Origin of the sequence: Bacillus aerius, assembly GCF_029894105.1 — a bacterium.
In the GTDB taxonomy this organism is placed as follows: Bacteria; Bacillota; Bacilli; order Bacillales; family Bacillaceae; genus Bacillus; species Bacillus altitudinis.
The window spans coordinates 3666696-3691341 of sequence record NZ_JARYHO010000001.1 but is presented as its reverse complement, the minus strand read 5'-3'; the positions used below and the strand labels follow the sequence as shown (position 1 = coordinate 3691341).

The window sequence follows — 24646 nt, the reverse complement described above, 5'->3', positions numbered from 1 at the left end:
GAAATGAAATTTTCTATAGAGGTCTTAAAAACATATAATATTCACTATGATTGGAAAACTATATATGTAGGAATTAGGCTAGATTTGATCTCATACAAAGAAATAAGCAAGTATGCAGTGGAATACTTATCTAATCATACTGAATGTGAAAATTCTTTAATCCTAGAATTAGCTTGGGGTGCTGGCGATCCAGATGAGGATTATAGAAAACTCCAAATGATATTAGTAGAATTATACAATGATTTGGTAGAAGAAGAATCTAGCCAATGGGACATTGAAAAAAGGAAATGGAGATATGGTATAACGTCTCACTTAAAAGAAAAAAATAAGAAGTCACCTGAAGAGTTATTGGATGAATTGTGTGAAGTATACGCTGATTTTGGTTACCCTGAGGATATGGAACCATTTATTCATTATATGCCTCCTTCAGATGGTTATAATCCGTTACTGTATTCAAAAGAAGAGAATATAAATAGATTAGTATCTCTTTTTGATGAGTTTTTACAAAAAGAAAAAGCAGTTGTCCAATTCGAGCAATTTTAATTACTGATTAAAAGGTGACTAATGAAAATAAAACTTGAATTCGAACAAGGTGTGACAAACTACTATAAGTGGTTAGATCAGAAAATAAATGAATTTAAACAGTTAAGTGTATATAGTATAAACGGATATCACTTTTTAAATGATGGTGGAATAGAGGCTTTTCAAAGTTATTGTCAAAATGAATTAATCGAAATTTTTAGCGGGCAATTAACTAATTACCATTTTTATATCTTTCTAAGTAAGAAAGTAAATGATGTACATTTGCGAATAGAGAGATTCCGAAAAGTATGGAAATCAATTGATTCGGAAATAAATACTTCAGGTTTTGAAAAGGGGCCAGAATTACTTTTAAAAGAACAAGAAAATCAATTTTATGTCAGTATGGCCAAAGTACCTCAATCTGATTTAGATAAGGCATTGCGAATAATGGATCAGTATCAATCTAGTTTCATGATTGCCAGTAGAAGAGATTCTATGCTCTCAGAGGAATCTATAAAAGATTTGTTTTACACAGGATTGGATCAGAATAGTCATGATGTAGATTATCAAGCGCTTTTTTTGAAGTATGGTTTGAATGGTGAAATTATCTTTAGATGGGGATCTGTTCTAAATGAGGCCGAATTGGCAATGATTTTAAATCAAGATCATACCCAGAAAATACAGGAGCGAATACAAAGCCATTCATAGTATCTCTAAAAGAGAATAAGTCGTAATATTTTAATCAATCCCCACATTTGGGACTGCCCTCCCGCTTTGTGAGACTGGGAGCAAAACACCGTATGAAACAGCCAGTTGTCGAAACTCTTTCGGTGACTGGTTGTTTCATTTCCCCCTTTTTTAGAGATCAAAAAAAATCATTTGTTTTGTCAGAAGGTATTTACTTTCCTGCAATCAAGAGAACATAAAAGTCAAATACATGGAGACAACTAACTAGAGCATATAGAAAAGCCTACACAACGTTAACCGAAATAGCCTTAAGGGTGATAGCGCCTCCTAAACAAGGGAGAGTGCTGTTTTTCTGAGATCATGAAATTGAATCGCTCTTGATGAATGTAGATGAAGTGTTTCATCATTTAACGAGACTTCTTGAGCACATCAAATTCTCAAGTGGATACGGTGATTTCATTTTAATAGCAGAGGATTTTCATTTTGGATGATGCATAGAGCGTCAAGAATATTTTTATGAGTTTAGTCTTTGGGGAATGTGAGTTTAGAGGGATTTTTTTCTATCACCAATTCCCTCAAATTTAAGCAATTCACTATCATTACCTTTCACATTCATATAAAATAAGAGCTAGTGAAAATTTGAAGAGATGCTTGATAAATGAAGGGCATATAAGCTGTGAGCTGCATGAAATGATGAGATGTTTCAAGTACGTGAAGGTTGCAAAGCTGTTTCTCCTCACGCATGAATCTTGTAAGCGTAACCATTATTTGTCACTTCATTGCAATGTGTTGAGGGGTGTGTCAGCATGAGGAATCCGTATTTGAGAACGGCTTCTAGTCTTTATATCAATTATTTTTTATTAGGTATGGTCAATATTATTTTGGCTTCTAATATGCCATTTTTGATCAAACAATTAGATACAAATAGTGCGGGGATAAGTTATATGATATCTGCACTCGGTATTGGCAGGGTGCTCACGTATGGTTTATCGGGCATACTGTCAGATCGTTTTGGACGAAAGCCGGTCATTTTGGTTTCCGGGGTGCTGATGGCGGTGTTCCTCATTGGAATCCCGTTGTCTCCGAATTATCAAATCGCGTTTGCGTTTGCGATTTTGGCAGGGGTGGCGAATTCGGCGATGGATGCAGGGACGTATCCGGCTTTAATGGAAGCTTTTCCTCAAAACTCGGGATCTGCAAATGTGATGGTGAAGGCGTTTATTTCGATTGGGGCGACCATTCTGCCGCTCGCTATTTTCTTTTTAGCAGAGCATGATCTGTTTTATGGATTTGCGTTTTTTGTACCTGCTTTTATCTATTTAGTGAATGTGATGATGCTGTGGACATTGCCATTTCCGAATCATCGCAAGGTGGAGCAAGTTCAGGTGACGGAGCATGATGGACTTCCGCGCTTCTCATCAGAGCCTACGTTTTGGAGAGAAGGGGTCGCACTGATTGTGATCAGTTTTACATCAAATGGTCTGTACGCCTTGCCGCAAATTTGGCTGCCTACGTACGGTGAGGAAATATTGGGAATGGCTTCTGGCAGTGCTGTGAAGCTGCTTAGTTACTATAGCATGGGCGGTTTGCTGTCTGTCTTATTGCTCGCATTTCTTTTGCGCCGCATTGTTCGTCCGGTCACCGTGCTGCTACTCTATCCGATTATTACATTAGCTTCTATCTGTGTGCTATTGGTCGTGAAGTCTCCAGTCATCGGGACCGTCAATGCATTTGTATTGGGCTTTTCAACAGCTGGTGTCTTTCAGCTGACGTTAACCGTAATGGCTGAGTTCTTCTGGAAAAACAAAGGGACGATGACAGGAATTATCTCAACAGCAGGCGGAGTGTCCGCCATTGTGATTCCAGTCGTCACTGGTTTGATCGAAACCCACTCGACCATTTTGCAAATCTTTATATTTGATGCGGGTGTGGCTGTTGTGGCGATCATCGGCGCGGTGTATATCCTTTATCGATATCGCCGTGTGATGATACACGAATAAAAAAAGACGACTTCCAAAGCGGAGGTCGTCTTTTTTATGTGTTTCGTTTAGAAACGGTCATTTTCAAACAGAATTTGTTTTACTTGTTCAACTGGCATATCCTCGCCAGTAAAGAGTTTGTACGCAAGGGCACCTTGCCATAGCATCATGCCAAGACCGTTAATCGTTTTGGCACCAGCTTCTTGTGCTTGAGCAAGAAGTTTTGTTTTTTGCGGGTTGTAGACGACATCTGTCACGATTAAGTCTTTGCGTAATACATCAAGGGTATCGTCAATAATGCTAAGCTCATCTAATGGTTTCATGCCAAGGCTTGTCCCGTTTGCTAAGATCGCACTTTCAGCTACTTCACGACGGAAAGCGTCTTTGTCTTCAAGTGGGAAAATATTCGCTTTGACACCGAATGATTTCATTTCGTTGTTGATGTAATTTACATTTTCCTCTGCTTGAACAAAGTATTGATCATTACGAGCAAAAATACTAATTTCACGAATACCTGATTGTGCAAGCTGAATGGCGATCGGTGTTGCAGCGCCGCCAGATCCAACGAGTGTAACCTTTTGTCCAGCTAATTCAACGCCGTGTTCAATTAAGTTTCTTACGTAACCAAGACCATCTGTGTTGTAACCAACCAGCTTGCCATCTTTGTTCACAACTGTGTTGCTTGCGCGAGTATATTTTGCAGAATCATCTAGTTCATCTAAGTAATCAAGTACTTTCATTTTGTTCGGCATGGATACGTTAAATCCAGCTGCACCCATTGCTTTCATCCCGTTTACTGCTGCTTCTAGTTCATCATTTCCTACCTCAAAAGCAAGGTAAGCATAGTTGATTCCTGTTAGTGTATAGCCAAGGTTGTGCATCCGTGGTGACAGGCTGTGTCCGATTGGTGTTGCAAGAAGACCGACTAATTTTGTTTTTCCATCAATATTACGTTCATGTATGTTTGTCATGATTGACATCTCCTTTAATTATCTAAACAATTTTTTCATGCGTCGTAAAACAAAGACTGCTAACAATACGCTGATGACCGCAATGATCATATCGAAGAATAAAGTCATTTTAATATCGTACGTGCTGACGAGTCCGCTTGTAATCAGCGGAACAAGGATAAACGCTGAGCTTGCCGCAATGTTGACATATGATGAAGCCGTTGCTTTGTTTGTAGGGAATAATTTCATCATAATACTCATCGCCAACTGGAAAATGCCGGCTGTAAATAATCCTAAGAAAAAGGTACTAACAATGACAATGCCGTACGTTTCGATTTGAAATAGTGAAAGCATGGCAAGGAATGCCCCGATTGGGTAAATAATGGCGACCATAATCGGTGAAATGAATTTATCTAATACGATTGAAAGCAATAGAACAGATACGAGTGCACCAATACTAAAATATGAAAGAAGCTGTGTCGCTTGTCCTGAGCCAAGCCCAATCAATTTCAACCCGAGCTGTGGAAGCCAAGTTTGCCATACGACAAATAATGCAGTAGACGTGAATCCCATAAGTACAACAGCTAAACCTTCACCAAACATTTTCGGTTCTTCCTTCATTTGCTCTTGAACGGGAAGATCGTTTTGAGAAGCCGTTTGCTTATGATTTGGGAACGGCATAAAGATCAAGTAAATGCCTACAAGTAAATAGAGAAGTCCTAGACCAAAGAATGCCCAGCCCCAGAAGATGTCATGTGCAATAAGGAATGCCAAGATAAATGGAAGAACAGTCGCACCAATTGATACAGACGCCTTCACTAATACAGAAGCTGAACTTGCTTTTTTAGGAAATGACTCTGTCAAAGCAGGATATGTTCCTGAATCAAGTAATGAGTTCGCAATCCCTGCGGAAATGGCGAAAATGAAAGCCAATGTATAATTGGTCGTTGTTGGAATCCCAATTAAGAATAATAAGTAGAGAAAGTTACCTGTAATAATGACAGGTTTTCGCCCCCAGCTGTCTGCCAGCCGGCCAGAGAAAAAGAGAGCAATTAATTTACCGATACCGATTGCTGATACAAGCAAGCTGATTTTTGGAATATCTACATGGTAGCGTTCAGATAAGCTTTCCATGTTTGATGCCACAATAATATTGATCATGCCTAGCATGAAATAGTTTAAGTACATGCCAAGTGATGATTTAATGTATGGATTTTTCATGTTCCTACTCCTATATTTGAAACCCTGTTCGGGCCAAATTCTTGTTACCCTTTGTTATTTCCTTAAACGTAAATAATATTAAGTCCATCACAACACCCCTTGTGTGATTGATGAAAAAATAATGAATATTCATCTGTTCTTCAAATAAGTACATCGTTCTACTAAATAATTAAAAATAATAACAGTTATCATAAGTTGATGGACTTCATCGATTTGATCAGAATCAAAAGATCCATCTTTAACTGTAGTTGATATGATAAATAACGATATGTTCACAAAAGGTATAACGATATACTAAAAGAAGCAACGAGATAAATATACTCCTGTGTATAAAATGTGTCAAGTTTATGACTTTGCGATTTAAAAAAAGAAAAATGTAATAAAGAAATAGTTGACTTGATCAATAAAAAAAGGAGAATCGCTTTGCAATTCTCCTTTCAGCGTGTAGACAAACCCTCGCATTCTTTGTCAGTCCTGTGCGCTGGTACTCACGAATGTCAAATTCGCTCCGTGCCAGTGCTCGTCCTTCCTAGACTGCAAAGGTTTTCTATCACGCTGATAAGAAGACAAAGGGCTAAAATAAAGTTCATTTTAGCCCTTTGTCAACAATCTGAAAGGAGAATCGCTTTGCAATTCTCCTTTTCATGATCATGTCGAGGTTTCTCGAATATGAAGTTGAGGCTTTAATATCAATCGCTGCAGTTCTTCATCCTGCTCGTTCATTTTATGATACAAAAGGTTGGCTGCTTTGACTCCAATGGATCGTGGAAATGATGAGACTGTGGTGAGCGGCGGGTGATACATCTCCGCTTCAGGGATGTTATCGAACCCAACTACATCAATGTCTTCACCAGGCTTGATGTCACGCGCTGCCAATTCTTGAATCACCCCAAACGCCACTAAATCACTGAAGCAAAAAATAGCAGTAGGTGGTTCGGGAAGGTCAATCACTTGGGCAAGGGCTTCTTTCCCGCCTTCACGGGTAGGCACCATATCGATAATAAGAGATTCATCCATCGTTAGGTCTTCATCATCATGGGCTCTTTTGAACCCTTTCATCCGTTCAATCCAAGTCGAGGAGGATTTGATTCCACCTAAGAAGGCGATGCGGCGATGCCCTTTTTGAAGAAGATGACGGACCGCCATCCAAGTGCCTTGTTCATAATCAACGCCGACATAATCACAATGGACATCTGCTAATTCACGGTTTGCCAATACTTTTGGTGTGCGAATGTTGTTTAATTGTTTCACCGTTCGTGTCGAACTTTTCGATGCTGGATTTAAGATGATTCCACCCACTCGGTGCTCTACCATTGTGGAGATGAGCCGCTCCTGCTTATCCACACTATCAAAGGTTGTCCCAAGTAAAACGGTATAGCCAAGTGACTCAAGGGTGGTTTGCACACCGATTAAAAATTCAGAAATAAAGGTGTTTGAAATATCCGTGACGATCACACCTACAATATTTGAACTTTTCGACCGCATGTTGGCAGCGACGCGATCGTACACGTATCCCAAATCCTCCATGGATTGCAGCACTCTTTTCCGGGTGGCTTCAGAGATCCTAGGGTTGTTGCGAACAACGAGTGAGGCCGTTGAAGTCGATACACCGGCATGCCGAGCGACTTCTTGTAATGTCACACGCTGTTTGTTCATTTTTTTCATTTGTCTTCACCAACTTCATTGGATTGCCTAACTATGGTTCATCATCAAGATGGATGTCTCCACCAAACGAGCCGAACATTCTTTGTTTCATTATACCTTAATCAAGGGGTGTTGATGAAGTGATGTCATATCAGCTTCAGATAAGGAGGAAACAACATCTTAAAAGATTACCATTGACAGCTTTCTTTTAGAGGCGTAAAATATAAAATTATTCAGAAATAGCAACATTTAAAGTGAATATCGAAGGCTATGATTGCTGTGGGTCACACTATGGCAGGAGCAGCTTCTGGAGAGACCGCATGTATGTGCGGCGCCGAAGGGTTCACAATCTCAGGCAAAAGGACAGAAGAGTACGAAATATTGTATTTGTGATGCATGGATCATACTGTGTATTGCTTTTCTCTATTTTGCTATTCTTTTATGACCGTGAGATTGGAGCGCATCCAATCTCTTTTTTTATGGACTTTTGAGAGTTCATTATTTCAGTATAGGATCGTGTCGTAGGAGGGTGTTGGAATTGGCACAACAAGAGTTAAAGCGAGATTTATCAAACCGTCATGTTCAATTAATTGCCATTGGCGGAACGATTGGAACTGGGCTGTTTTTAGGGTCTGGAAAGGCCATTCAATTGGCTGGACCATCGATCATTTTTGCGTACTTAATTGTCGGAATGGCCATCTTTTTTGTCATGAGGGCACTTGGAGAATTGCTCTTATCTAAGGCGGGCTATCAGTCTTTAACGGATATAGCAGAGGATTATCTTGGACCATGGGCTTCCTTTGTGACAGGATGGACGTATTGGTTTTGCTGGATTATGACAGCGATGGCGGATGTTATTGCGGTCGGGGTGTATGTGCAGTACTGGTTTGATATTCCGCAGTGGATTCCTGCTATTATTTGTTTATTGATTTTGCTAGGATTTAATTTATTAACGGTGAAGCTTTTTGGAGAAATGGAATTTTGGTTTGCACTGATTAAAGTGATTACGATATTACTGTTGATTGGCGTTGGAATTGTCCTGTTAATCATTGGTTTCCAAACAGATGCAGGGCCCGTGACGGTAACGAATCTGTGGTCACACGGAGGATTATTTCCAAATGGTGTGACAGGCTTCTTATTGTCATTCCAGATGGTGATTTTTGCGTATGTGGGCGTGGAACTTGTCGGTGTGTCAGCAGCAGAAACAGCGAATCCGCAAAAAAATATCCCGTCCGCGATTAATAAAATTCCATTAAGAATTCTATTTTTCTATGTAGGTGCGATTTTTGTATTACTATGCATCAACCCATGGACAGAACTCAGTGCATCAGAAAGTCCTTTTGTGAAAACCTTTGGGCTCATTGGGATACCAGTAGCGGCGGGACTCATCAACTTTGTCGTCCTGACATCTGCGGCGTCTGCTTGTAATAGCGGTATGTTCTCAACGAGCCGAATTTTGTATAATCTCAGTCATCAAAAACAAGGACCGGCATCTTTTGGCCGACTGAATAAGCACGCTGTTCCAAGTAATGCCCTGTTTGTGTCGACAATTGTGGTGTCAGTAGGGGCTCTTTTAAGCAAGCTAATTCCTGAACAAGCCTTCGGTATTGTGACAACGATTAGTGCCATTTGTTTCATTTGGGTATGGAGTATTATTTTAATATGTCATTTGAAATATAAGAAGACACGTCCTGAACTGCATAAGGCGTCTACCTTTAAAGCGCCATTTACACCTTTTGTGAATATAGCGGTTCTTGTGCTCTTTGCTGCCATTCTTGTCATCATGCTTTTCGCTGATGCGACACGTCCAGCCCTGTTATTGACACCAGTATGGTTTGGGTTCTTATTTTTGATTTATGCACGACAGAAACGTCGTTCAGCATAATGAACGAAAAAAGCACAGCCTTTTTAAATGGCTGTGCTTTTGCTTATTTAACGATTTCGAATCTTCAACATATAGTATGCATTAAGAATGATCAGAACAAGTCCAACGACGATGATGGAGAAGAGCTGAGAGTGATTGGCGCCAAGAGAATAGACAATCAAAATAAACATGGCACCGGTCAATAAAATATTCATCATTTGAAAAGTGTGAAAAAGCCCATCGAGCATCACATGCTTTTCGCCTTCATCAGAAATGGCGAGCAGTTTTTTGCCATAATCTTTATCGGTTGGACTAGGTAGGTGACGATTAGGATAGACGAGCTTTAGGACAGAGGTCGACACATAAGAAAGAATGACGGTGATCAAAAATAAGGCAGCATTTGCGAGAATCAGCCAGAGTGGCTGCTCAGTCACGATGGAAATACCAATTGCAATGATCGATAAAATGGTACTCACCGTATTAGCTAACGTTACATCAGTAAAGGTTCGATACTGTTTTACCTCGAGTTCATCCTCCTCATCACCAGATACCGAAAGAGAGACTCTTTTCTTCATGCGTGAAATGCCTGAAAAACAATAAATGATGAATAGAACTGTCAAGCCAGTGATGACAAGAGTCGCTTCAAATGCTGTCTGCAGAAGTGTCATCTCAAATTCGGATGCCAGTAAACAGTAAGCACCGAGAAAACCAAGGAGAGCACCTAAGAGCATTTTGTATACAGTTTTCATGTGAGTTCATCCTCCTCGAATAGAAAAATTTGTTCAATGGGTTCTTGAAAAATACGTGAAAGCCTCATAGCAAGTAAGAGAGACGGCATTAATTCATCTCGTTCCATTAAGCTGATCGTCTGGCGGGAAACCTTTGCCCGTTTCGCAAGCTCCGTTTGGTTTAAACCATCACGTGCTCGCAGCTCTTTTAGCCGATTTTTCATTCTGTCACCTCAACTCTGATCAAAATGTTATCTTGATTGTAAAGTATTATATTCATTTTGACAAGTATAATTGTCAAAATGATAAAAATAATTGTCAGAAAGATCGCCTTTATTCAAAAGGGAATCAATGATACGCTAAAGAAAAGAGAAACAGAAAATAGGTGATGCCCATGTTCATTGATCAATTAAAAAGTGACTTACATCAATCACAGCCGCTATTTATCGGAGAAGAGACAGCGTTCAAAGCGGCAGTCCTTGTCCCTTTGGTGCAAGTCAACGGGGAATGGCATGTTTTATTTGAAGTGCGATCACTGACGATGAGAAAACAGCCTGGCGATATTAGCTTCCCAGGAGGCAAACTCGACGGCGGCGAAACCGCACAAGAAGCTGCACTGCGGGAAACATATGAAGAACTAGGGATTCCGCCCGAATCCGTCAAGGTGTTAGGACAGCTCAGTCCTTATATTGCCTCTCCATCCTTTGTGGTATATCCATTTGTCGGAATCATTGATGAACAGCAGGTCAAACATTCCTTTAATCAAGAAGAAGTAGAGGAGACCTTTACTGTGCCTCTATCATGGCTCAGCCAATACGAACCATACTTACACCATGTATCGGTGCAGCCAACACCAGGAGAGGACTTTCCTTATGAAAAAATCATGAATGGTGAAAAATACAGCTGGGGGAGTCGTTCGATTGAGGAGTGGTTTTATGATTACGATCGTTACACCATTTGGGGATTAACTGCCCGTATATTAAAACATTTTGTGATGGTTGCAAAAAGAAATTCCTAGAGAATCAGCTCTAGGAATTTGTTGTAGAAAGGCGTTCTTTTGCGGTTTCTTTTCCTTTCCCTTTTCCAATTAGGATGGGCGCTTTAGCTTGGCTCAATCCATATGAAGGCATGTTCACGTAGATAGATTCATATGAGCCGGCTTGAATTTGATACGTTTCATGATAAATTCCGACCGCGTCATTATTTCGTGCTCTTTGGTTAAATCCTTTCCAAGCAGCCAAATGCTTCTCCATCTTGGCGTAGGCAAGGAGATCCTCTGTTGATTTCCAATATTGGATCATGGTGGTGGTGCGTAAACCGAAGTAATTTTCTGTCCCGAGAAAACCAAGTTCTTCTTGATGTGTATAAAGTTCTTTGATCATCCCCGGCATCGCCTTAAATACTGGCAGCCATTGATGGACAGCCCAGCGTTTATTGATTCTCATTCCGATAATGAACACAACAATCGGCTCAGAATTGTCTGTTGTATACCTGCCAGCACGTATATTTTTTTTCATTTGTTCACCCTTCTTTCTTCATCGATTCACAGGTCTCCACGCACCAATCAATTCCAGCCTGCGCCACTTTCTTTCCGTAATCTAACGTATACAGCCAATACTTCGCATCAGCTTCATCTGGATACAGCTCTTGAATGTTTTGTTCAATCGCAACATACGTCTCATAACGGATACGGAGCTGCCTCTCATAATCCTGTAAAAGCACCAATTTTTTCTCAAACGAAAGATATTGACCAAAGAATAACTTTAATAACACTTCATTTCGTTCTGATGGTACTTGATCGAGCGGCTGCGCCAGCCATTGCCTCAACGTGTCCAGCCCTTTTTCAGTCAGATGATACTCACGCTTGTCTGAGCGCCCAGTTGTAGAAGCGGGTGAAACCTTCGCAAGCCCTTCCTCGACTATTAACTTTAAAGCTGGATAAATTTGTCCATAACTAATTTTCCAAAAGTGATGCAAGCTCCTATCAATTAATTGCTTCACTTCATACCCAGACTTACAATCTGTCGTCAAAATCCCCAAAATCGCATACGTCGTATCATTGTATTTTTTCATTGATCAACACACCTATCTAAAAGATATATCATTTAGATATATAATAAACGATGTATAACTGCAGATACAAGAGGTATGAGAAAAAAATAAATGCTAGAAAGGAGGTGAAGAGATCACTGATTTGTTAATCAATGAGATGAATCCTTCATATAGAGTGAACGATCATAGTTTGGAGGGGACATATGAGTAAATCGAAAATCTGGATCATGACTATTCTGGCGGTACTACTGATTGGTGGAGGCGGCTGGATAGCCTATCAAGCAATCGCAAAAAAGAGTGGTTTGAATCATCCCTACGCCTTTGCATATAAGACTCATGATCGTGTGAACTGGTTCAAGGTAACGGAAAGAAACGGAAAAGTAACAGGTCATCTGAATGAAACCATTTTAGAGGAAAATCCGAAAAGGCATTATGATCCCAATCTATTTATCAACAAATATCAATTAACTGGGAAATCAATTGAAAACGGTTACGAATTTTATGTGAAGCAAGGGAAAGAAACGGTCACATATGAAGTTCACCTTGCCGAAAAGGATCTTTCTGTGAAAAAACAAGGTGAAAAGCACAGCATCACATACAAAGCAGTTGATCAAAAAAACCTACGTGCTGTTCAACAGGACATTCATACTCGATATGAGAAACTGATGGATGACACGGAAAATAGATTTCATGATTATGTACGAAACTTCATTAAGAAAGTAACAGGCGCTTATGGTTATCTGTATACGGCAGAGGATGGTTCGTACCAATTATTTCTAAAAGTAAAACGAATGTATATGCAGTCTGAATGGGCAGGTTCTTTTCTAATGAGAAAGGCCCCAGGAGATGGTGGTGAACCTTATAAAGAAACGAAACATACAGCTGGTGGAGTTTCAGATGGGATGATGTTTGATTTGAGTACTTATCCTGCAATTGAAAAGGGTTTTATTTTAGGTGAAACTGACCGGAACGCAACATACATTGAATTTCCTTTTAAAATGGCAGGCGGGACAATAGAATTTAAAGCGGTCACGAAAGAGGAATATCAAGAACAAACAGAAGCATTCAAAAAGAAGGCGAAAGAATGGCAAAAGTAGATCGTGTTGGAACAGATGAATGTTGTGAATGGCATTTCAGGGCGATCAGAATAAATAGGGATCATGAAGGTTTTTCAAAACATATTTGAGTGGAGGTACGTATGAGTAAACTGAAAATGTGGGTCGTGTCTATCCTGGCAGTACTCATCTTAGGTGGAGGCGGCTGGACAGCATATCAAGCAATCGCACAAAAGAATTCATTGAATCATGCCTATGCATTTGCGTATAAAACGAAGGATAGAATGAGCTGGTTTGAGATATCTGAGAATAAAGGCAAAGTAACGGGGCATTTGAATGAAAAGTATATAGAAGAAATATGGTGGGATCCCAAAATATATAAAAAACAATATGTAGTGTCCGGGAGTTCAAAGGAAAACGGTTATGAATTTCGAGTCAAACAAGGCAAAGAAACAATCATATACGAAGTTCAAATGTCTGGGAAAGACCTATCTGTAAAAAAACAAGGTGATAAGAAAAGCAGGATATATAAAGCAATCAATCGAAAAAAGCTAGATTCGTATCACAAAAAAATTCAAGATCGACATCAACATCTAGTTGATACATCAGAAACTAGATTTTATGACAATATGAGACACTTCAGGGATAAAGTAGCGAAGGTATATGGTTTTCTATATACGGCAGAGGACAAACAACTATTTTTACAAGTGGAAAGCATGCATATTGAGAATGGATGGCTCGGCTCTTTTCTAATAACAACTGTTTCTGAAGATGGTTGTAAGCCCTATAAAGAAATGAAATTAGAAGTCGGAGGCTTTACGGATGGTGGAGGATTTTTAGACATGAGCTATGATCCTATAATTGAACAAGGTGTACTGATAGGTTCGACTGATCGAGATGCAAAATCAATCAAACTGCCAATTAAAAAGACCAACGGTACAATAGAGTTAAGAGCTTTCACGCGTCAGGAATATAAAAAACTCCCTAAACCATATATCATGACAGGCGATTCGGTAGAGTTAAAAGCTGTCACGAAAAAGGAATATGAAAAACAAGCGAAAGCATTTAAAAAGAAAGCAGAAGAAAAGAGAAAATAGGCATCTTAAACCAGATGAGTGAATCAACTTATCTGGTTTTTTATGGAGAAACATTTTGTTGATTGATGATAGAAGGAACAAAAGAGTTGCTTTAAGTAAATAAAGAAAAGTATTTTGGGTATATAGACCTTAATAAATTTCAGAAAAATAAATGTTGACGCTTTCATATAATCAATATATACTAAAAACAAATCCGATATAAATAAATTAGACATGTGACTGGTCATGCAGGCAGGATCTAAAAACGATGAATTTCTTTAATTTGTCGTTTTAGGTCCTTTTTTTATTGCCAAAATATAGGTCTCATGTATGAGAAAAGGAGGAGAAAAAATGGATTACACACAAGTCGCCAAAGATGTTTTACAGCATGTAGGTGGTAAAGAAAACATTGCGCACCTTGAACACTGCTCAACAAGACTTCGCTTCACACTAATTGATCAGAAAAAAGCAGATGTACCAGCATTAGAAAAAACACCAGGTGTCATAGCCGTCAGAATGTCAGGACAATGCCAAGTGGTCATTGGGAATGACGTGATTGAAGTGTATCAACAGGTAACAAATTTAATGGGCGGCAGCTCATCCGGGCAAGGCGTGCCATCCAATCAGCCAAAAGAAAAAAGAAAAGCAGGCACAGTTCTATTAGATTTCATTGTGGGTGTCTTCCAGCCGCTTGTTCCGGCTATCGCAGGTGGAGGAATTTTAAAATCATTTCTTCTCCTTTTCTCTTTATTAGGCTGGGTGGATGCAAAAGGCGAAACCTATCAAATACTGAATATGGTGGGTGACGCACCACTATACTTCCTGCCATTACTAGTCGCTGTCACAACGGCAAATAAACTAAAGGTAAACCCACTGGTCGCATTATCAGCAGTCGGTGCACTCCTTCTTCCGAACATGACAGCCATGCTTACTGAAGGTGCGCAATTAATGTCATTCGACGTAAAAAATATAGCTTATGCGTATCAAGTGTTTCCAGCAATCCTTTCTGTATTGCTTTACGCTCAAATGGAAAAATTCTTCACACGATTTTCACCAAAACCAATTCGGATTTTCTTTGTCCCAATGATGTCATTAGTCATTACTGTACCAGTTACGTTACTGTTATTAGGACCACTTGGTTTTACAGCAGGACAAGGATTTTCATCCGTTATTCTTGCGATGTTTAATACAGTAGGCTGGGTAGCTGTCGCAATATTAGCAGCGGTACTCCCGTTTATGGTTGCATCAGGCATGCACAAAGCAATGGTCCCTTATGCAGTGACAACGATGGGGAACCTCGGGAAAGAAGCACTTTATTTACCAGCATCACTTGCGCATAATATTGCGGAAAGTGGAGCATGTTTCGCAGTGGCACTACGCACGAAAGACAAGGTACTCAGATCAACAGCCATTTCGGCAGGAATTTCAGCATTTTTTGGCATCACAGAGCCTGCTTTGTATGGTGTGACACTTCAAAATAAACGCGTACTTGGAAGTGTCATGATTGGTTCGTTTGTTGGCGGGATCTTCATTGGATTAGTTGGTATACAAGCTTTTGTACTTGTTGGTCCTGGATTAGCAAGTATGTCGATGTTTATATCAGATGAGCTTCCACGAAATCTAATGTTTGCTGTCATTGGAGCTGTCATTTCCTTTGTTGTTGCTTTTATCGCTGCTTTTGTATTAGGTAAGGGTAAAAAAGTAGAAGAAAAGACAAATGATCAAGATGCATTTGCTGAACAAATTGGAGCAGGGGAAACTTTCAAAAGCCCTGTGATTGGTCAAATGATCTCTCTATCTGAAGTAAAAGATGATATTTTCTCTTCAAAGGTCATGGGAGACGGAATTGCCATTGTTCCTTCAGAAGGAGCGTTATATGCACCAGTAGATGGTGAGGTCACCTTGCTGTTCGAAACAAACCATGCACTTGGTATGAAAACGGACAAAGGGGTGGAAGTATTATTCCACATTGGCATTGATACTGTACAGTTGGAAGGACAGTATTTTTATCCAAAAGTGCAGGCAGGAGATCGTGTACAAGCAGGGGATTTACTCATTGAATTTGATGTAGAAAAAATCATGGAAGCAGGATACGATCCAGTTACGCTTGCTGTCATCACGAATACAGATCAATATGATATTAAGGTACAGCCATTACAAGAGGTCAATCGCCAAGATACATTGATGGTTATCACCCAATTAGGAGGCTAAACATATGACGACAATAAAAGGTTTTCCAAAAGGATTTTTATGGGGCGGCGCCATTGCCGCCAACCAAGCAGAAGGCGCTTGGAATGTAGATGGAAAGGGCCCATCTGTTGCTGATATTGCGATGTACCGGTCTAATTTGAGTGTAGAAGATTATGAAGGGCATCTAGCTGTTACTTCTGAAAATATAGATCGAGCGATGAAAGACCCAGATGATAAAAAGTACCCAAAACGCAGAGGTGTTGATTTCTATCACCACTATAAAGAGGATTTGGCTCTATTTGCTGAAATGGGTTTTAAAACTCTTCGCATTTCTATTGCATGGAGCCGTATCTTCCCAACTGGAGAAGAGAAAGAACCAAATGAAAAAGGACTCCAATTTTACGATCGTTTATTTGCAGAAATGAAAAAACACAACATAGAACCGATTGTGACGCTGTCACATTATGAAATGCCGTTAGCGCTGAGCGTGAAATATAATGGCTGGGTTGAAAGAAAAGTCGTTGATCTCTTTGTTAAGTTCGCCAATGTATGTTTTGAACGCTATAAACATGATGTGAAATATTGGCTTACCTTTAATGAAATAGATAGTATTCACCGCCACTCTTTTATTACAGCAGGAATTATTCCTGATCGCTGCCCAGAAGGGAAAGAGGAAGAAACGGTTTATCAAGCACTCCATCATCAATTTATTGCCTCTGCACTCGTAACAGCAGATTGTCATCGCATCATACCAGGCAGTCAAGTAGGGTGTATGCTGACAAAATTAACAACGTATCCGCACACTTGTCATCCGAATGATGTGGAGCGGGCATTGAAACAAAACTTAGAAAACTATTTCTATGCAGATGTTCAGGTATTTGGTGAATACCCACCGCTTATCAAGCGCATGCTTGAGAGAAAAAACATTCATATCCAAATGGAATCAGATGATCTTTCTATTTTAAAAGAAAATACAGTAGATTTTATCTCGTTCAGCTACTATATGTCTTTAACTGAATCAGCTGATGAAGGATTAGAAAAAACGGATGGAAATACCATCCGTGGGGTCAAAAATCCTTACCTTCCATCTACTGATTGGGGATGGCAAATTGATCCGGTTGGTCTGAAAATTTCTTTAATAGAATTATATGATCGTTATCAAAAACCACTGATCATTGTAGAAAACGGCATGGGTGCAAAAGATGTTGTTGAAAGTGATGGATCAATTCACGATGATTATCGTATTAACTATTTCAAAGAGCATTTCCGCCAAATGAGAGAAGCGGTGGAAGAAGGCGTTGACCTCTTCGGATATACGAGCTGGGGCTCAATTGATATTATTAGTGCAGGTACATCACAGATGTCAAAACGATACGGGTTCATTCATGTAGATCAAGATGACGATGGAAACGGTACATTAAAACGTTCTCGTAAAGACTCATTTTATTGGTACAAAAAGGTCATTGAAACAAATGGTGAATCGCTTGATTGAAAAACCACAATCATGAAAACAGGTGATGACGATGTTTAAAATCAAAAAAGTTTTAAACTCGAGTGTGGTTCTGGCTGAAGATCAGAACCAACAGGAGATGGTTCTATTCGGCCGGGGGATTGGTTATGGACAAAAACCAGGTCAAATGATTGAAGAAAAGAAGGCAGATCAAGTGTTTATGTCTGTCGATAACATGAGAGCGAAGGAATTTCTCCAACTATTAGATTCAATGCCACAAGAGTTTATCGATTTAACTCAGCATATTGTTCAATATGCTGAAAAACGCTTAAACTCAAGTCTGAATTCTGGTGTCTATTTTACCTTGATGGACCACTTGAATTTTGCAGTAGAACGGCACAAGAAGAATATTAATATTACAAATCGAGTATACTGGGAAATCAAAAACTACTATACTGAAGAATTTGAAGTAGGTAATTATGCGCTTGAGTTAGTCAACAATACATTGGGCATACAATTACCAAAGGAAGAAGCGGCCAATATCGCCTTCCATTTAATTAATGCGTTAGGTGAAGAGTCCGATTCTAAAGATGGCATGAAGTATGCCAAGATGATTGGAAGTATTGTGAATCTCGTCCGCTATACGTTGAATATGAAAATGGATCAAGAGAATATTCATTACAGCCGATTTATTACACATGTGAAATTCTTTGTTGAAAGATTTTACGCAAATAAATTATTATCAGATCAAGAAAATGAGTTGTTTGAACAAATTGCACACTTGTATCCTCAAGCGATGGATGTAGCTTTCAAAATCAAAGATTATATTAAACAGGTGCATAGTATTGTTATTCCTAATGACGAACTTACGTATCTGGCGGTACATATTCACCGCCTCATTTCTTATCAAGAACTAAAATAAATGTGGACCACTTGCCTTGTAACGAGGCAAGTGGTTATTTGTATTGTATCGGTTTATGTTCCGATAGGTCGTTCTGTTGGGCCAAAATTTGTATCATCTAACGAATTGTAAGACACCGTTTGTCCGAAAACAACGATGGCTAAAGCGAAAATGAGTAAACTCACTTTTTTCATCATAATTCCTCCAATTAAGTGTAGTGTGTTCTAATTGATAGGCATCCTTCAAAAAGAGGTATGCTTGGTGAATTGAACCTAGCTCTTCAAAGTGTTTGGCAGCTAGTGCACTTAATTCACGGGCACCTTCAACATCCTTTAATTCTTTCAGAATACTGATGTCATCGAAACAGGTTTGAGCTTTTTTGGATATGTCTTCAGTGAAATATAGGTGATAGAGAAAATTCATTTTTGCTGTATAGATGGGGTTTCTGTCTATTTCTTGTTTTTGTTTGACTAATTCAAAATAATAGAGAGCTTGCGACTTTTCATCAATGGAGAGTAGCTCTTTTAGTAACATAAACATGGAGTGTTCGAAATAACAAGATGAAAGGTAGTCATCATCACTAAGAGCCTTTTCTAGGGCATCAATACATTTTTTTGATTCTCCAACTTCGGCATATAGAATACTGATATTGTGATAAATCTGTGATGCTAAAAAATGATCGTTTAATTGATTTGAGATGTGTAATGCTTTTGTGTAGTAATTCTCAGCTCTTTTGAAATCGCCAATATCCAAGAAGTTGGTGGCTGCGATCACAAAAGCTGCTGCCAGTCTTCTTTCATAGCCATCATGACCTTTGAAAATATCGATAGCATTCTGAATATAATGAAGTGAAATCAGGCTTTGGCGAAGCATCATATATAGGTTTGCGACCTTCGTATGGAATTCTGCTACTTCTATTTCATCAGGAATGTTTTGTAGTTTTTTCTCAGCAATTTTAAACAGTCCGATGGCTGATGCATAGTCTCTGTTATATGAAGCGTAAAGGGCTTTATATAGGTAAAAATAATATTCAATTAAGTCGTTTGTTTTAGAAGGGTATTCTAGCACTGTCGGTTCATTCAGTTTTTTACCTCTTCGTTCATATAACATGAGCTTAAACTTGCCTTCTAGCAATGAATAGTAGGTCAAGACCTCCTGATTCTCTTCCATCTCTTGAAGTAATTCCTTTAATTCTGTGTAGATTGTCTTTGCATTGTGCACATCATGCTTACGAATGGCAATTCGCCAATCATTTAAACGGTTCCCCACCTGTTCAGCTGAAATGATTTTCATGGAAATTTCACCTCTTTAACATCCTTTCGCCTGTTTCAATAAAAAACGATATCACAATTTTTGGTAAAATATAATCGTTTCTGGGAGGTGATTGACAGGAGGTAATAAAAAGGACCTTATGTCATGAGATGTACGTTATTGTATTGATGATTGATTGTTTATTCAAATGAGTAAAATCTTTTTTTGAAAGTCTAAAAACGTGATAGATACTATTAGTTTTAAGTTTATGGTCGAAAATACCATCCGAATATATGAAATAAAGCTTTTTTAGCTATGAGAGAAGAACAATGAAAGGTCGATCTAGAAGGGAAAATCAGTTATGATGTTGCTAGATGATTTTGGAAAAGAAACTGGTAGTTACTGAGAAAGGCGAATATCCGAGACAAGTGTTGACCTTTCAGAAAGGATGTTGAAATGAAAAAAAGATTTCAAATGTTAAACTGGCAAATGACAATTGTGATGACGACGCTTTTACTTGTTTTAGTCACTCTTTATATCTCAAAGAGATACTTTTATAGCAAAGAAATTGAGTTGCTGACAGAATCTTGTCAACAAGAAGACGGCAAAATCATACTAGAAACAAATAGTTTGACTATGGATTACTCCTTTGAGTGTAAGAAAAAATAAAACAGGCAGCTTTCTGCCTGTTTGACACCAATTAAAACCCTAAGTTTTGTAACCACTTGTTTAACAAGGCCTCTCGTTTCTCAGCGGTAAAGTGATCGTATTTTCCTAAATTTAAATGGGCTGAAATTTCACCGTCATTCATAAACAAAATTCTTTCAGAGCAAAGGGCCACTTTTGGATCATGGGTGACGAGAAGCAGAGTTGTTCCTTCAGAATTGATTTGTGAAAAAATATCCATGACTTCCTTTGTGGTGCTTGAATTAAGAGCACCTGTGGGCTCATCGGCAAAAAGAATGTTTGGTTCATTCATAAGAGCTCGACAGATAGAGGCTCTTTGGAGCTGTCCTCCTGATACTTCTGATAAATATCTATCAGCTAAATGATCAATATCAAGTTTCTCCATTAAATATTTCGCTCGTTCATTGATTTCTTTTCTCGGCATTTTCTTCGCTAAGTAAGCTGCAGCAATGATGTTATCAAATAGATTGAGGTTTTTTAGTAAGTGGCTGTGTTGAAAGACGAATCCCATCTCTGATAAGCGCAAAGCTGTTAACTGTTTGTCTGTCATTTCTGATAGCAGTTGACCGTTATATTTGATTTCCCCTCTGGAGGATGTCTCTATACCGCTAAGTTGATAAAGCAAAGAGGTTTTTCCACACCCTGAAGGTCCCATAATGGTGACAAATTCTCCACGTTTAATGGTTAAGTGAATATTTCTAAGAATGGTCTGTTTTTGTCCTTTTAATGAATCAATTTGTAAAGACAATTGCTTCGCTTCAATTAATTGTTCCATGTGAAACATCTCCTTATGAAAGAGTATGACGACTGATTTTACTAGAAAAAAAGGACTTCAATAACCACGAGATGACAGTTAAATTCACCATAAACAGCAGGAGAGGATACACGATCCAAACCCATTTCGGGGCTAACCACTGAAGGCTGGATGCTCCTAATGATGCTCCGCCTGCACTCATCAATGCCGGACCAATAGTATGAACAGCGATTGCTCCAATGAAGGCGCCAATAGAGAGAACGACGATAAAACTTGTTAAGTATTGATAGGTTAAATCTTTTTGAGAAAAACCAATCGTTCTTAACAAGTGAGTACGATTTAAATCTTTCGCCCTTAACATGTGCAGAAACATCATTAACATTAGGCTGGCTGTCCCAAAAGCTGCGATGGTTGAAAATAATGCAATCACTTTTACTAGAGATGCGGTGCTTCCTATTGTTTGATGCACATATTCTTTCATATCTGTCACTTTTGCAGGAGACATATTTGTTTCAAGTGCTGCTTTTTTCTCTGCCATATCTATTCCTTGTTTTAATTGTATTTGAATGGTTTTCCAAAGGGATGAATGAGGAAAAGGCTGAGATAATGCTTTAGCTGTTTTCCCTCCGTTGGTGACGTCTTGATAAATGCCGGTAACCATTTTTTGAACTTGCTGTCCATTTGTGGCGAGAGTGACTTTTTCGCCAATCTTTTTCTGAAGTGAGTCAGCACTCAACACCGATAAAGCAATCTCTTCCTCCTTCAACGGTTCCCGTCCTTGTAAATAGGTGAGAGGGAATGCTGATAGATCACCTGTTTCTAAATAGAGCGTTTCTAATGTATTCTCCATTGTTTTGGCTTGTAGAGAAGTTGTTTCATAGACGGCAGATGTTTGAATGTCTTGGTCTTCGCTAATCATAGACTCTATTTTATTTGTACTTTTCTCTAAATCATTTCCCTGCCGAATATCAATTCGAAGGTCACTTTTTCCAGAGCCAAGATATGTGATGAAATCTGGTGATTGTAATGTGTACCATAACTGAATCGGCATTAACATTAAAAATGTACAAAGCGCAATAATACAGGTAATTGTTGAATACATCTTTATTCGCGAGAACAGATCTTTCAAACCAAACCAAAAATTGACTGGGAGGAATCTGTTTTTCTGGAGGTGCATAGGAATTTGTTTTTTATGGCTTGGTGAGCTTATGCCGCCTTGAATAGCTTGAGCTGCTGATATTTGACCAAATCTCCTTAGGACAGTATAGCTGAATGAGATGACGATCATTGCCGTCAAAATTGACACCAAAAGCGGGATCACCTGATGAATAAAAGAGAGGCGATTCCCCATATATTGCTGAATATTGGCTGTAAACAAATCACCAAACTTGAGTGTCATCAAATATCCTGCTATACACCCTATACAGGCAAGCACAGCATACTTCCCAACGTATAATTGTTTGATTTTTGATAAAGGGATTCCTAGTACTTTTAAGATTCCAATTTCACGTTCATCCTCTTCTATAGCGGCCGTCATAGCGAGACGAAGAGAGAGGAGGGAAATGCTAATGAGCAGAAAGCAGACAAGAAGGAGAATGGCGATCACCATACCATCTGTTAGAGCATTCAGCATGCGAAGCAGGGGTAATGTGACAGCAGGCCCCTGTTGTGGCAGCTCAGATGATTGATAGAGTGATTGAAAAGCATCTGCTTGACTAGCATCATGCAATAAAAATTCAATTAAGTACTCCTTTTTTTGAAACACTTGATTCAGTGCCACCCAGTCCGCATCATGCAGAAGAAATCTCTTTGAACTGACAAGACTTGGATTCATTTGGGCATCTCGTAAGAACGTTTTGATTTGAAAAGAGAATTGATGAGAGCCTTTTGAAATGAGTAACCTTTCGCCAATCTTTAAATGGTATTTTTGTTGAAAATAAATAGGGACTGCTACTTCTCCTTTATTGACAGTGAGCTTTTCATTTCGTTCGTTTAAAAGAAAATCAAAATAGCGATTTTGCTTTACAAATAAATGATCCATCACACCCGCTTGAGCAGGCTCCTGCCCGAACTTGATGCTGACGTGTTCGATCGGAATCATTGGAACAATTTGATGTGCCTTCACCATCGACTGTTTACTTGAAAATATATCGACCGCTTTTTCATCTAAGCTGCCATCGTGCATTTGGACAAAGTCTGGTGCTTTGGCTGATTGGAGTAGATCAGAAATGGAACCATTCAGCTGGACCGTCATTTGCGCAGCGCTTGTTGCTAAAAATGATGTCATCATGATGCAAAGGGTTAAGCCGATTGAAATGAGACGGTGGCGGGTTAGGTCTTTCTTGATAAACGTCAATCTCATGAGGCTGATTCTCCTTCATGTCGAAGCATATTTTTTGTAAGGAAGGCAAGTGCAAACATCAAGGCACTCACGATTAACACGGTCACATACATGCTAGCGGAAAAAGTGTTGAACAAGAACCCATACATCATTTGACCGAGCGGTGCAGCACATTGAGAGACCATTGTTAGATTGGCCATGACTTTTCCTAATTGAGCATTGGGTGTTTTCTTTTGCACATGTGAGATGACAACGATCGAAATCATGGTGAGCAGCATGGCAATTGGGAGACACCCTGCTAAAAAGAGAAAATAGGCTGGAAATGTACCAAATTGAAGAGCCATCTTGGATGTTGAAAAAGCAACAGGCAGCAAAATGACTGCGATGACGAGCAGCCAGCGATACAAAGTAGGAATCCGCCAATGTTTCGCTACAAGACCAACTAGCAGGGCGCCTGCGATGACGGCAAACTCAATGATGCCCATTCCTATTCCATACATGATGTCACTGCTTTTCATTGTGACCCTTAAAATAATGGGACCTCCAACGATAAAAAATGGTGTGAGGATGAAATTTAGTAGCGCTGCAAGCAGCATGGCTCTTTTTAAAAATGACTGGCTTCCGATATAGGAAAAGCCTTGTTTCATATCTTTCAAGAGTACTTTGGTCATCGGTTCTGCGAGTGGGCTAGGTGAGAAAGAGATATTTAACCGTAAAAGTATGCATGCTGATAGAAAAAATACAATGCTGCTAACGCCTATGATGACCTGGCTCCCAATGAGTCCGTATAAAACGCCGCCAATGATAGGAGCGACAACACCTGAAAGGGCCTGTACGCCATTCACGATGCCATTCGCTTGTTCTAATTTTTCTTCTTTCACTAGCTGAGGAATACTGGACATCACAGCAGGAGCATAAAACGTACTCATGACACCAAGGAGAATCATGACGGCTCCAATCATATAAAGTGAATCATGACCTGAAAATAACCAGAAATAAAAAGACAGAATCATAATGCCAGTAAGAACATCAAATAAAATCATCAAATTTCTTCTGTTAAACCGGTCAGCAATTGCTCCAGCTAATGGCGAAAGGAGGAGCGGGATATTGGATAAAGCGAAAAGCAGAGCATATAAATCAACACGATGTGTCATATCCAAGACGTGTAAAGATAGAACAAAACGAATCAAGGAAGACCCGAAAACGGAAATAATTTGCCCGAGCACGAGGTAGATAAAGTGGGTGGAACCATTTTTGGCTGATAACGACATGAAAATCACTCTCCTTTTAGACC

General features: G+C 39.3%; 22 protein-coding genes and 1 riboswitch. Of the genes, 11 read left to right on the top strand and 11 right to left on the bottom strand.

Going from position 1 to position 24646, the window contains the following annotated elements; translation table 11 throughout:
• Nucleotides 1-3 precede the first annotated feature (3 nt).
• The 4 genes from M2353_RS19110 to M2353_RS19100 all read left to right on the top strand — a co-directional run bounded on the left by M2353_RS19110 (nucleotide 4) and on the right by M2353_RS19100 (nucleotide 3209).
• Nucleotides 4-543: a DUF2247 family protein gene (locus M2353_RS19110; protein ID WP_096882099.1), complete on the top strand. Its 540-nt coding sequence runs from the start codon at nucleotides 4-6 to the stop codon at nucleotides 541-543.
• Between the two features lie 21 nt (nucleotides 544-564).
• On the top strand, nucleotides 565-1230 hold the full coding sequence (locus M2353_RS19105) for a hypothetical protein (RefSeq protein ID WP_284725919.1): 666 nt from the start codon (nucleotides 565-567) through the stop codon (nucleotides 1228-1230).
• A gap of 359 nt (nucleotides 1231-1589) precedes the next feature.
• Nucleotides 1590-1700 carry a YxiF family protein gene (locus M2353_RS20305; protein ID WP_420359306.1) on the top strand — a complete coding sequence of 37 codons (111 nt, stop codon included), beginning with the start codon at nucleotides 1590-1592 and terminating at the stop codon, nucleotides 1698-1700.
• 315 nt (nucleotides 1701-2015) lie between these two features.
• The gene (locus M2353_RS19100) at nucleotides 2016-3209 is read left to right on the top strand and encodes an MFS transporter (protein WP_284725918.1); all 1194 of its coding nucleotides are present in this window, start codon (nucleotides 2016-2018) and stop codon (nucleotides 3207-3209) included.
• 47 nt (nucleotides 3210-3256) lie between these two features.
• On the opposite strand, the gene M2353_RS19095 is transcribed toward M2353_RS19100, so the two are convergent.
• The 3 genes from M2353_RS19095 to M2353_RS19085 form a co-directional block, all read right to left on the bottom strand.
• Nucleotides 3257-4159, bottom strand: coding sequence for a shikimate 5-dehydrogenase (locus M2353_RS19095; RefSeq protein ID WP_008344408.1), 903 nt, complete (start codon nucleotides 4157-4159; stop codon nucleotides 3257-3259).
• Between the two features lie 18 nt (nucleotides 4160-4177).
• A complete protein-coding gene (locus M2353_RS19090) occupies nucleotides 4178-5359 on the bottom strand; it encodes an MFS transporter (RefSeq protein WP_007497314.1) in 1182 nt (393 codons plus the stop codon).
• Nucleotides 5360-6007: 648 nt separating this feature from the next.
• A complete protein-coding gene (locus M2353_RS19085) occupies nucleotides 6008-7024 on the bottom strand; it encodes a LacI family DNA-binding transcriptional regulator (RefSeq protein WP_268418579.1) in 1017 nt (338 codons plus the stop codon).
• A 276-nt stretch (nucleotides 7025-7300) separates the two neighbouring features.
• Nucleotides 7301-7380, top strand: a riboswitch (glycine riboswitch).
• Nucleotides 7381-7541: 161 nt separating this feature from the next.
• Here M2353_RS19085 and M2353_RS19080 point away from each other — a divergent pair.
• Nucleotides 7542-8888, top strand: a complete 1347-nt coding sequence (locus M2353_RS19080) for an amino acid permease (protein ID WP_047946697.1) — start codon at nucleotides 7542-7544, stop codon at nucleotides 8886-8888.
• A gap of 47 nt (nucleotides 8889-8935) precedes the next feature.
• Here M2353_RS19080 and M2353_RS19075 read toward each other — a convergent pair whose 3' ends face one another.
• Nucleotides 8936-9616 (bottom strand): DUF3169 family protein, encoded by a 681-nt coding sequence (locus M2353_RS19075; protein ID WP_284725917.1) that lies wholly within the window; start codon nucleotides 9614-9616, stop codon nucleotides 8936-8938.
• On the bottom strand, nucleotides 9613-9819 hold the full coding sequence (locus M2353_RS19070) for a helix-turn-helix transcriptional regulator (RefSeq protein WP_025208285.1): 207 nt from the start codon (nucleotides 9817-9819) through the stop codon (nucleotides 9613-9615). The genes M2353_RS19075 and M2353_RS19070 overlap by 4 nt, the downstream gene beginning before the upstream one ends.
• A gap of 170 nt (nucleotides 9820-9989) precedes the next feature.
• On the opposite strand from M2353_RS19070, the gene M2353_RS19065 reads away from it, so the two are divergent.
• Nucleotides 9990-10613, top strand: coding sequence for an NUDIX hydrolase (locus M2353_RS19065; protein WP_052320578.1), 624 nt, complete (start codon nucleotides 9990-9992; stop codon nucleotides 10611-10613).
• 10 nt (nucleotides 10614-10623) lie between these two features.
• On the opposite strand, the gene M2353_RS19060 is transcribed toward M2353_RS19065, so the two are convergent.
• Together M2353_RS19060 and M2353_RS19055 are read right to left on the bottom strand one after the other, a co-directional pair.
• Complete coding sequence (locus tag M2353_RS19060; protein ID WP_008347392.1) at nucleotides 10624-11112, bottom strand: DUF4188 domain-containing protein; 489 nt, start codon at nucleotides 11110-11112, stop codon at nucleotides 10624-10626.
• 4 nt (nucleotides 11113-11116) lie between these two features.
• Nucleotides 11117-11668, bottom strand: coding sequence for a PadR family transcriptional regulator (locus tag M2353_RS19055; RefSeq protein ID WP_008347390.1), 552 nt, complete (start codon nucleotides 11666-11668; stop codon nucleotides 11117-11119).
• A gap of 182 nt (nucleotides 11669-11850) precedes the next feature.
• Here M2353_RS19055 and M2353_RS19050 point away from each other — a divergent pair, with 182 nt between their 5' ends.
• The 5 genes from M2353_RS19050 (at nucleotide 11851) to M2353_RS19030 (ending at nucleotide 18340) form a co-directional block, all read left to right on the top strand.
• A complete protein-coding gene (locus M2353_RS19050; protein WP_284725916.1) occupies nucleotides 11851-12744 on the top strand; it encodes a hypothetical protein in 894 nt (297 codons plus the stop codon).
• Between the two features lie 101 nt (nucleotides 12745-12845).
• Nucleotides 12846-13799, top strand: coding sequence for a hypothetical protein (locus M2353_RS19045; protein ID WP_284725915.1), 954 nt, complete (start codon nucleotides 12846-12848; stop codon nucleotides 13797-13799).
• A 330-nt stretch (nucleotides 13800-14129) separates the two neighbouring features.
• Nucleotides 14130-15989, top strand: a complete 1860-nt coding sequence (locus tag M2353_RS19040) for a beta-glucoside-specific PTS transporter subunit IIABC (protein ID WP_284725914.1) — start codon at nucleotides 14130-14132, stop codon at nucleotides 15987-15989.
• Between the two features lie 4 nt (nucleotides 15990-15993).
• A complete protein-coding gene (locus M2353_RS19035; protein ID WP_025208280.1) occupies nucleotides 15994-17460 on the top strand; it encodes a glycoside hydrolase family 1 protein in 1467 nt (488 codons plus the stop codon).
• 31 nt (nucleotides 17461-17491) lie between these two features.
• On the top strand, nucleotides 17492-18340 hold the full coding sequence (locus tag M2353_RS19030) for a PRD domain-containing protein (RefSeq protein ID WP_008347382.1): 849 nt from the start codon (nucleotides 17492-17494) through the stop codon (nucleotides 18338-18340).
• A gap of 93 nt (nucleotides 18341-18433) precedes the next feature.
• Here M2353_RS19030 and M2353_RS19025 read toward each other — a convergent pair whose 3' ends face one another.
• From M2353_RS19025 to M2353_RS19010, 4 genes are all read right to left on the bottom strand, one after another.
• Nucleotides 18434-19612 carry a response regulator aspartate phosphatase gene (locus M2353_RS19025; protein ID WP_284725913.1) on the bottom strand — a complete coding sequence of 393 codons (1179 nt, stop codon included), beginning with the start codon at nucleotides 19610-19612 and terminating at the stop codon, nucleotides 18434-18436.
• A gap of 658 nt (nucleotides 19613-20270) precedes the next feature.
• Nucleotides 20271-21032 (bottom strand): ABC transporter ATP-binding protein, encoded by a 762-nt coding sequence (locus tag M2353_RS19020; protein ID WP_284725912.1) that lies wholly within the window; start codon nucleotides 21030-21032, stop codon nucleotides 20271-20273.
• Between the two features lie 13 nt (nucleotides 21033-21045).
• The gene (locus M2353_RS19015; protein ID WP_284725911.1) at nucleotides 21046-23373 is read right to left on the bottom strand and encodes an FtsX-like permease family protein; all 2328 of its coding nucleotides are present in this window, start codon (nucleotides 23371-23373) and stop codon (nucleotides 21046-21048) included.
• Nucleotides 23370-24623 (bottom strand): MFS transporter, encoded by a 1254-nt coding sequence (locus M2353_RS19010; RefSeq protein ID WP_284725910.1) that lies wholly within the window; start codon nucleotides 24621-24623, stop codon nucleotides 23370-23372. Before M2353_RS19010 ends, M2353_RS19015 begins: the two co-directional genes overlap by 4 nt.
• Nucleotides 24624-24646 lie beyond the last annotated feature (23 nt).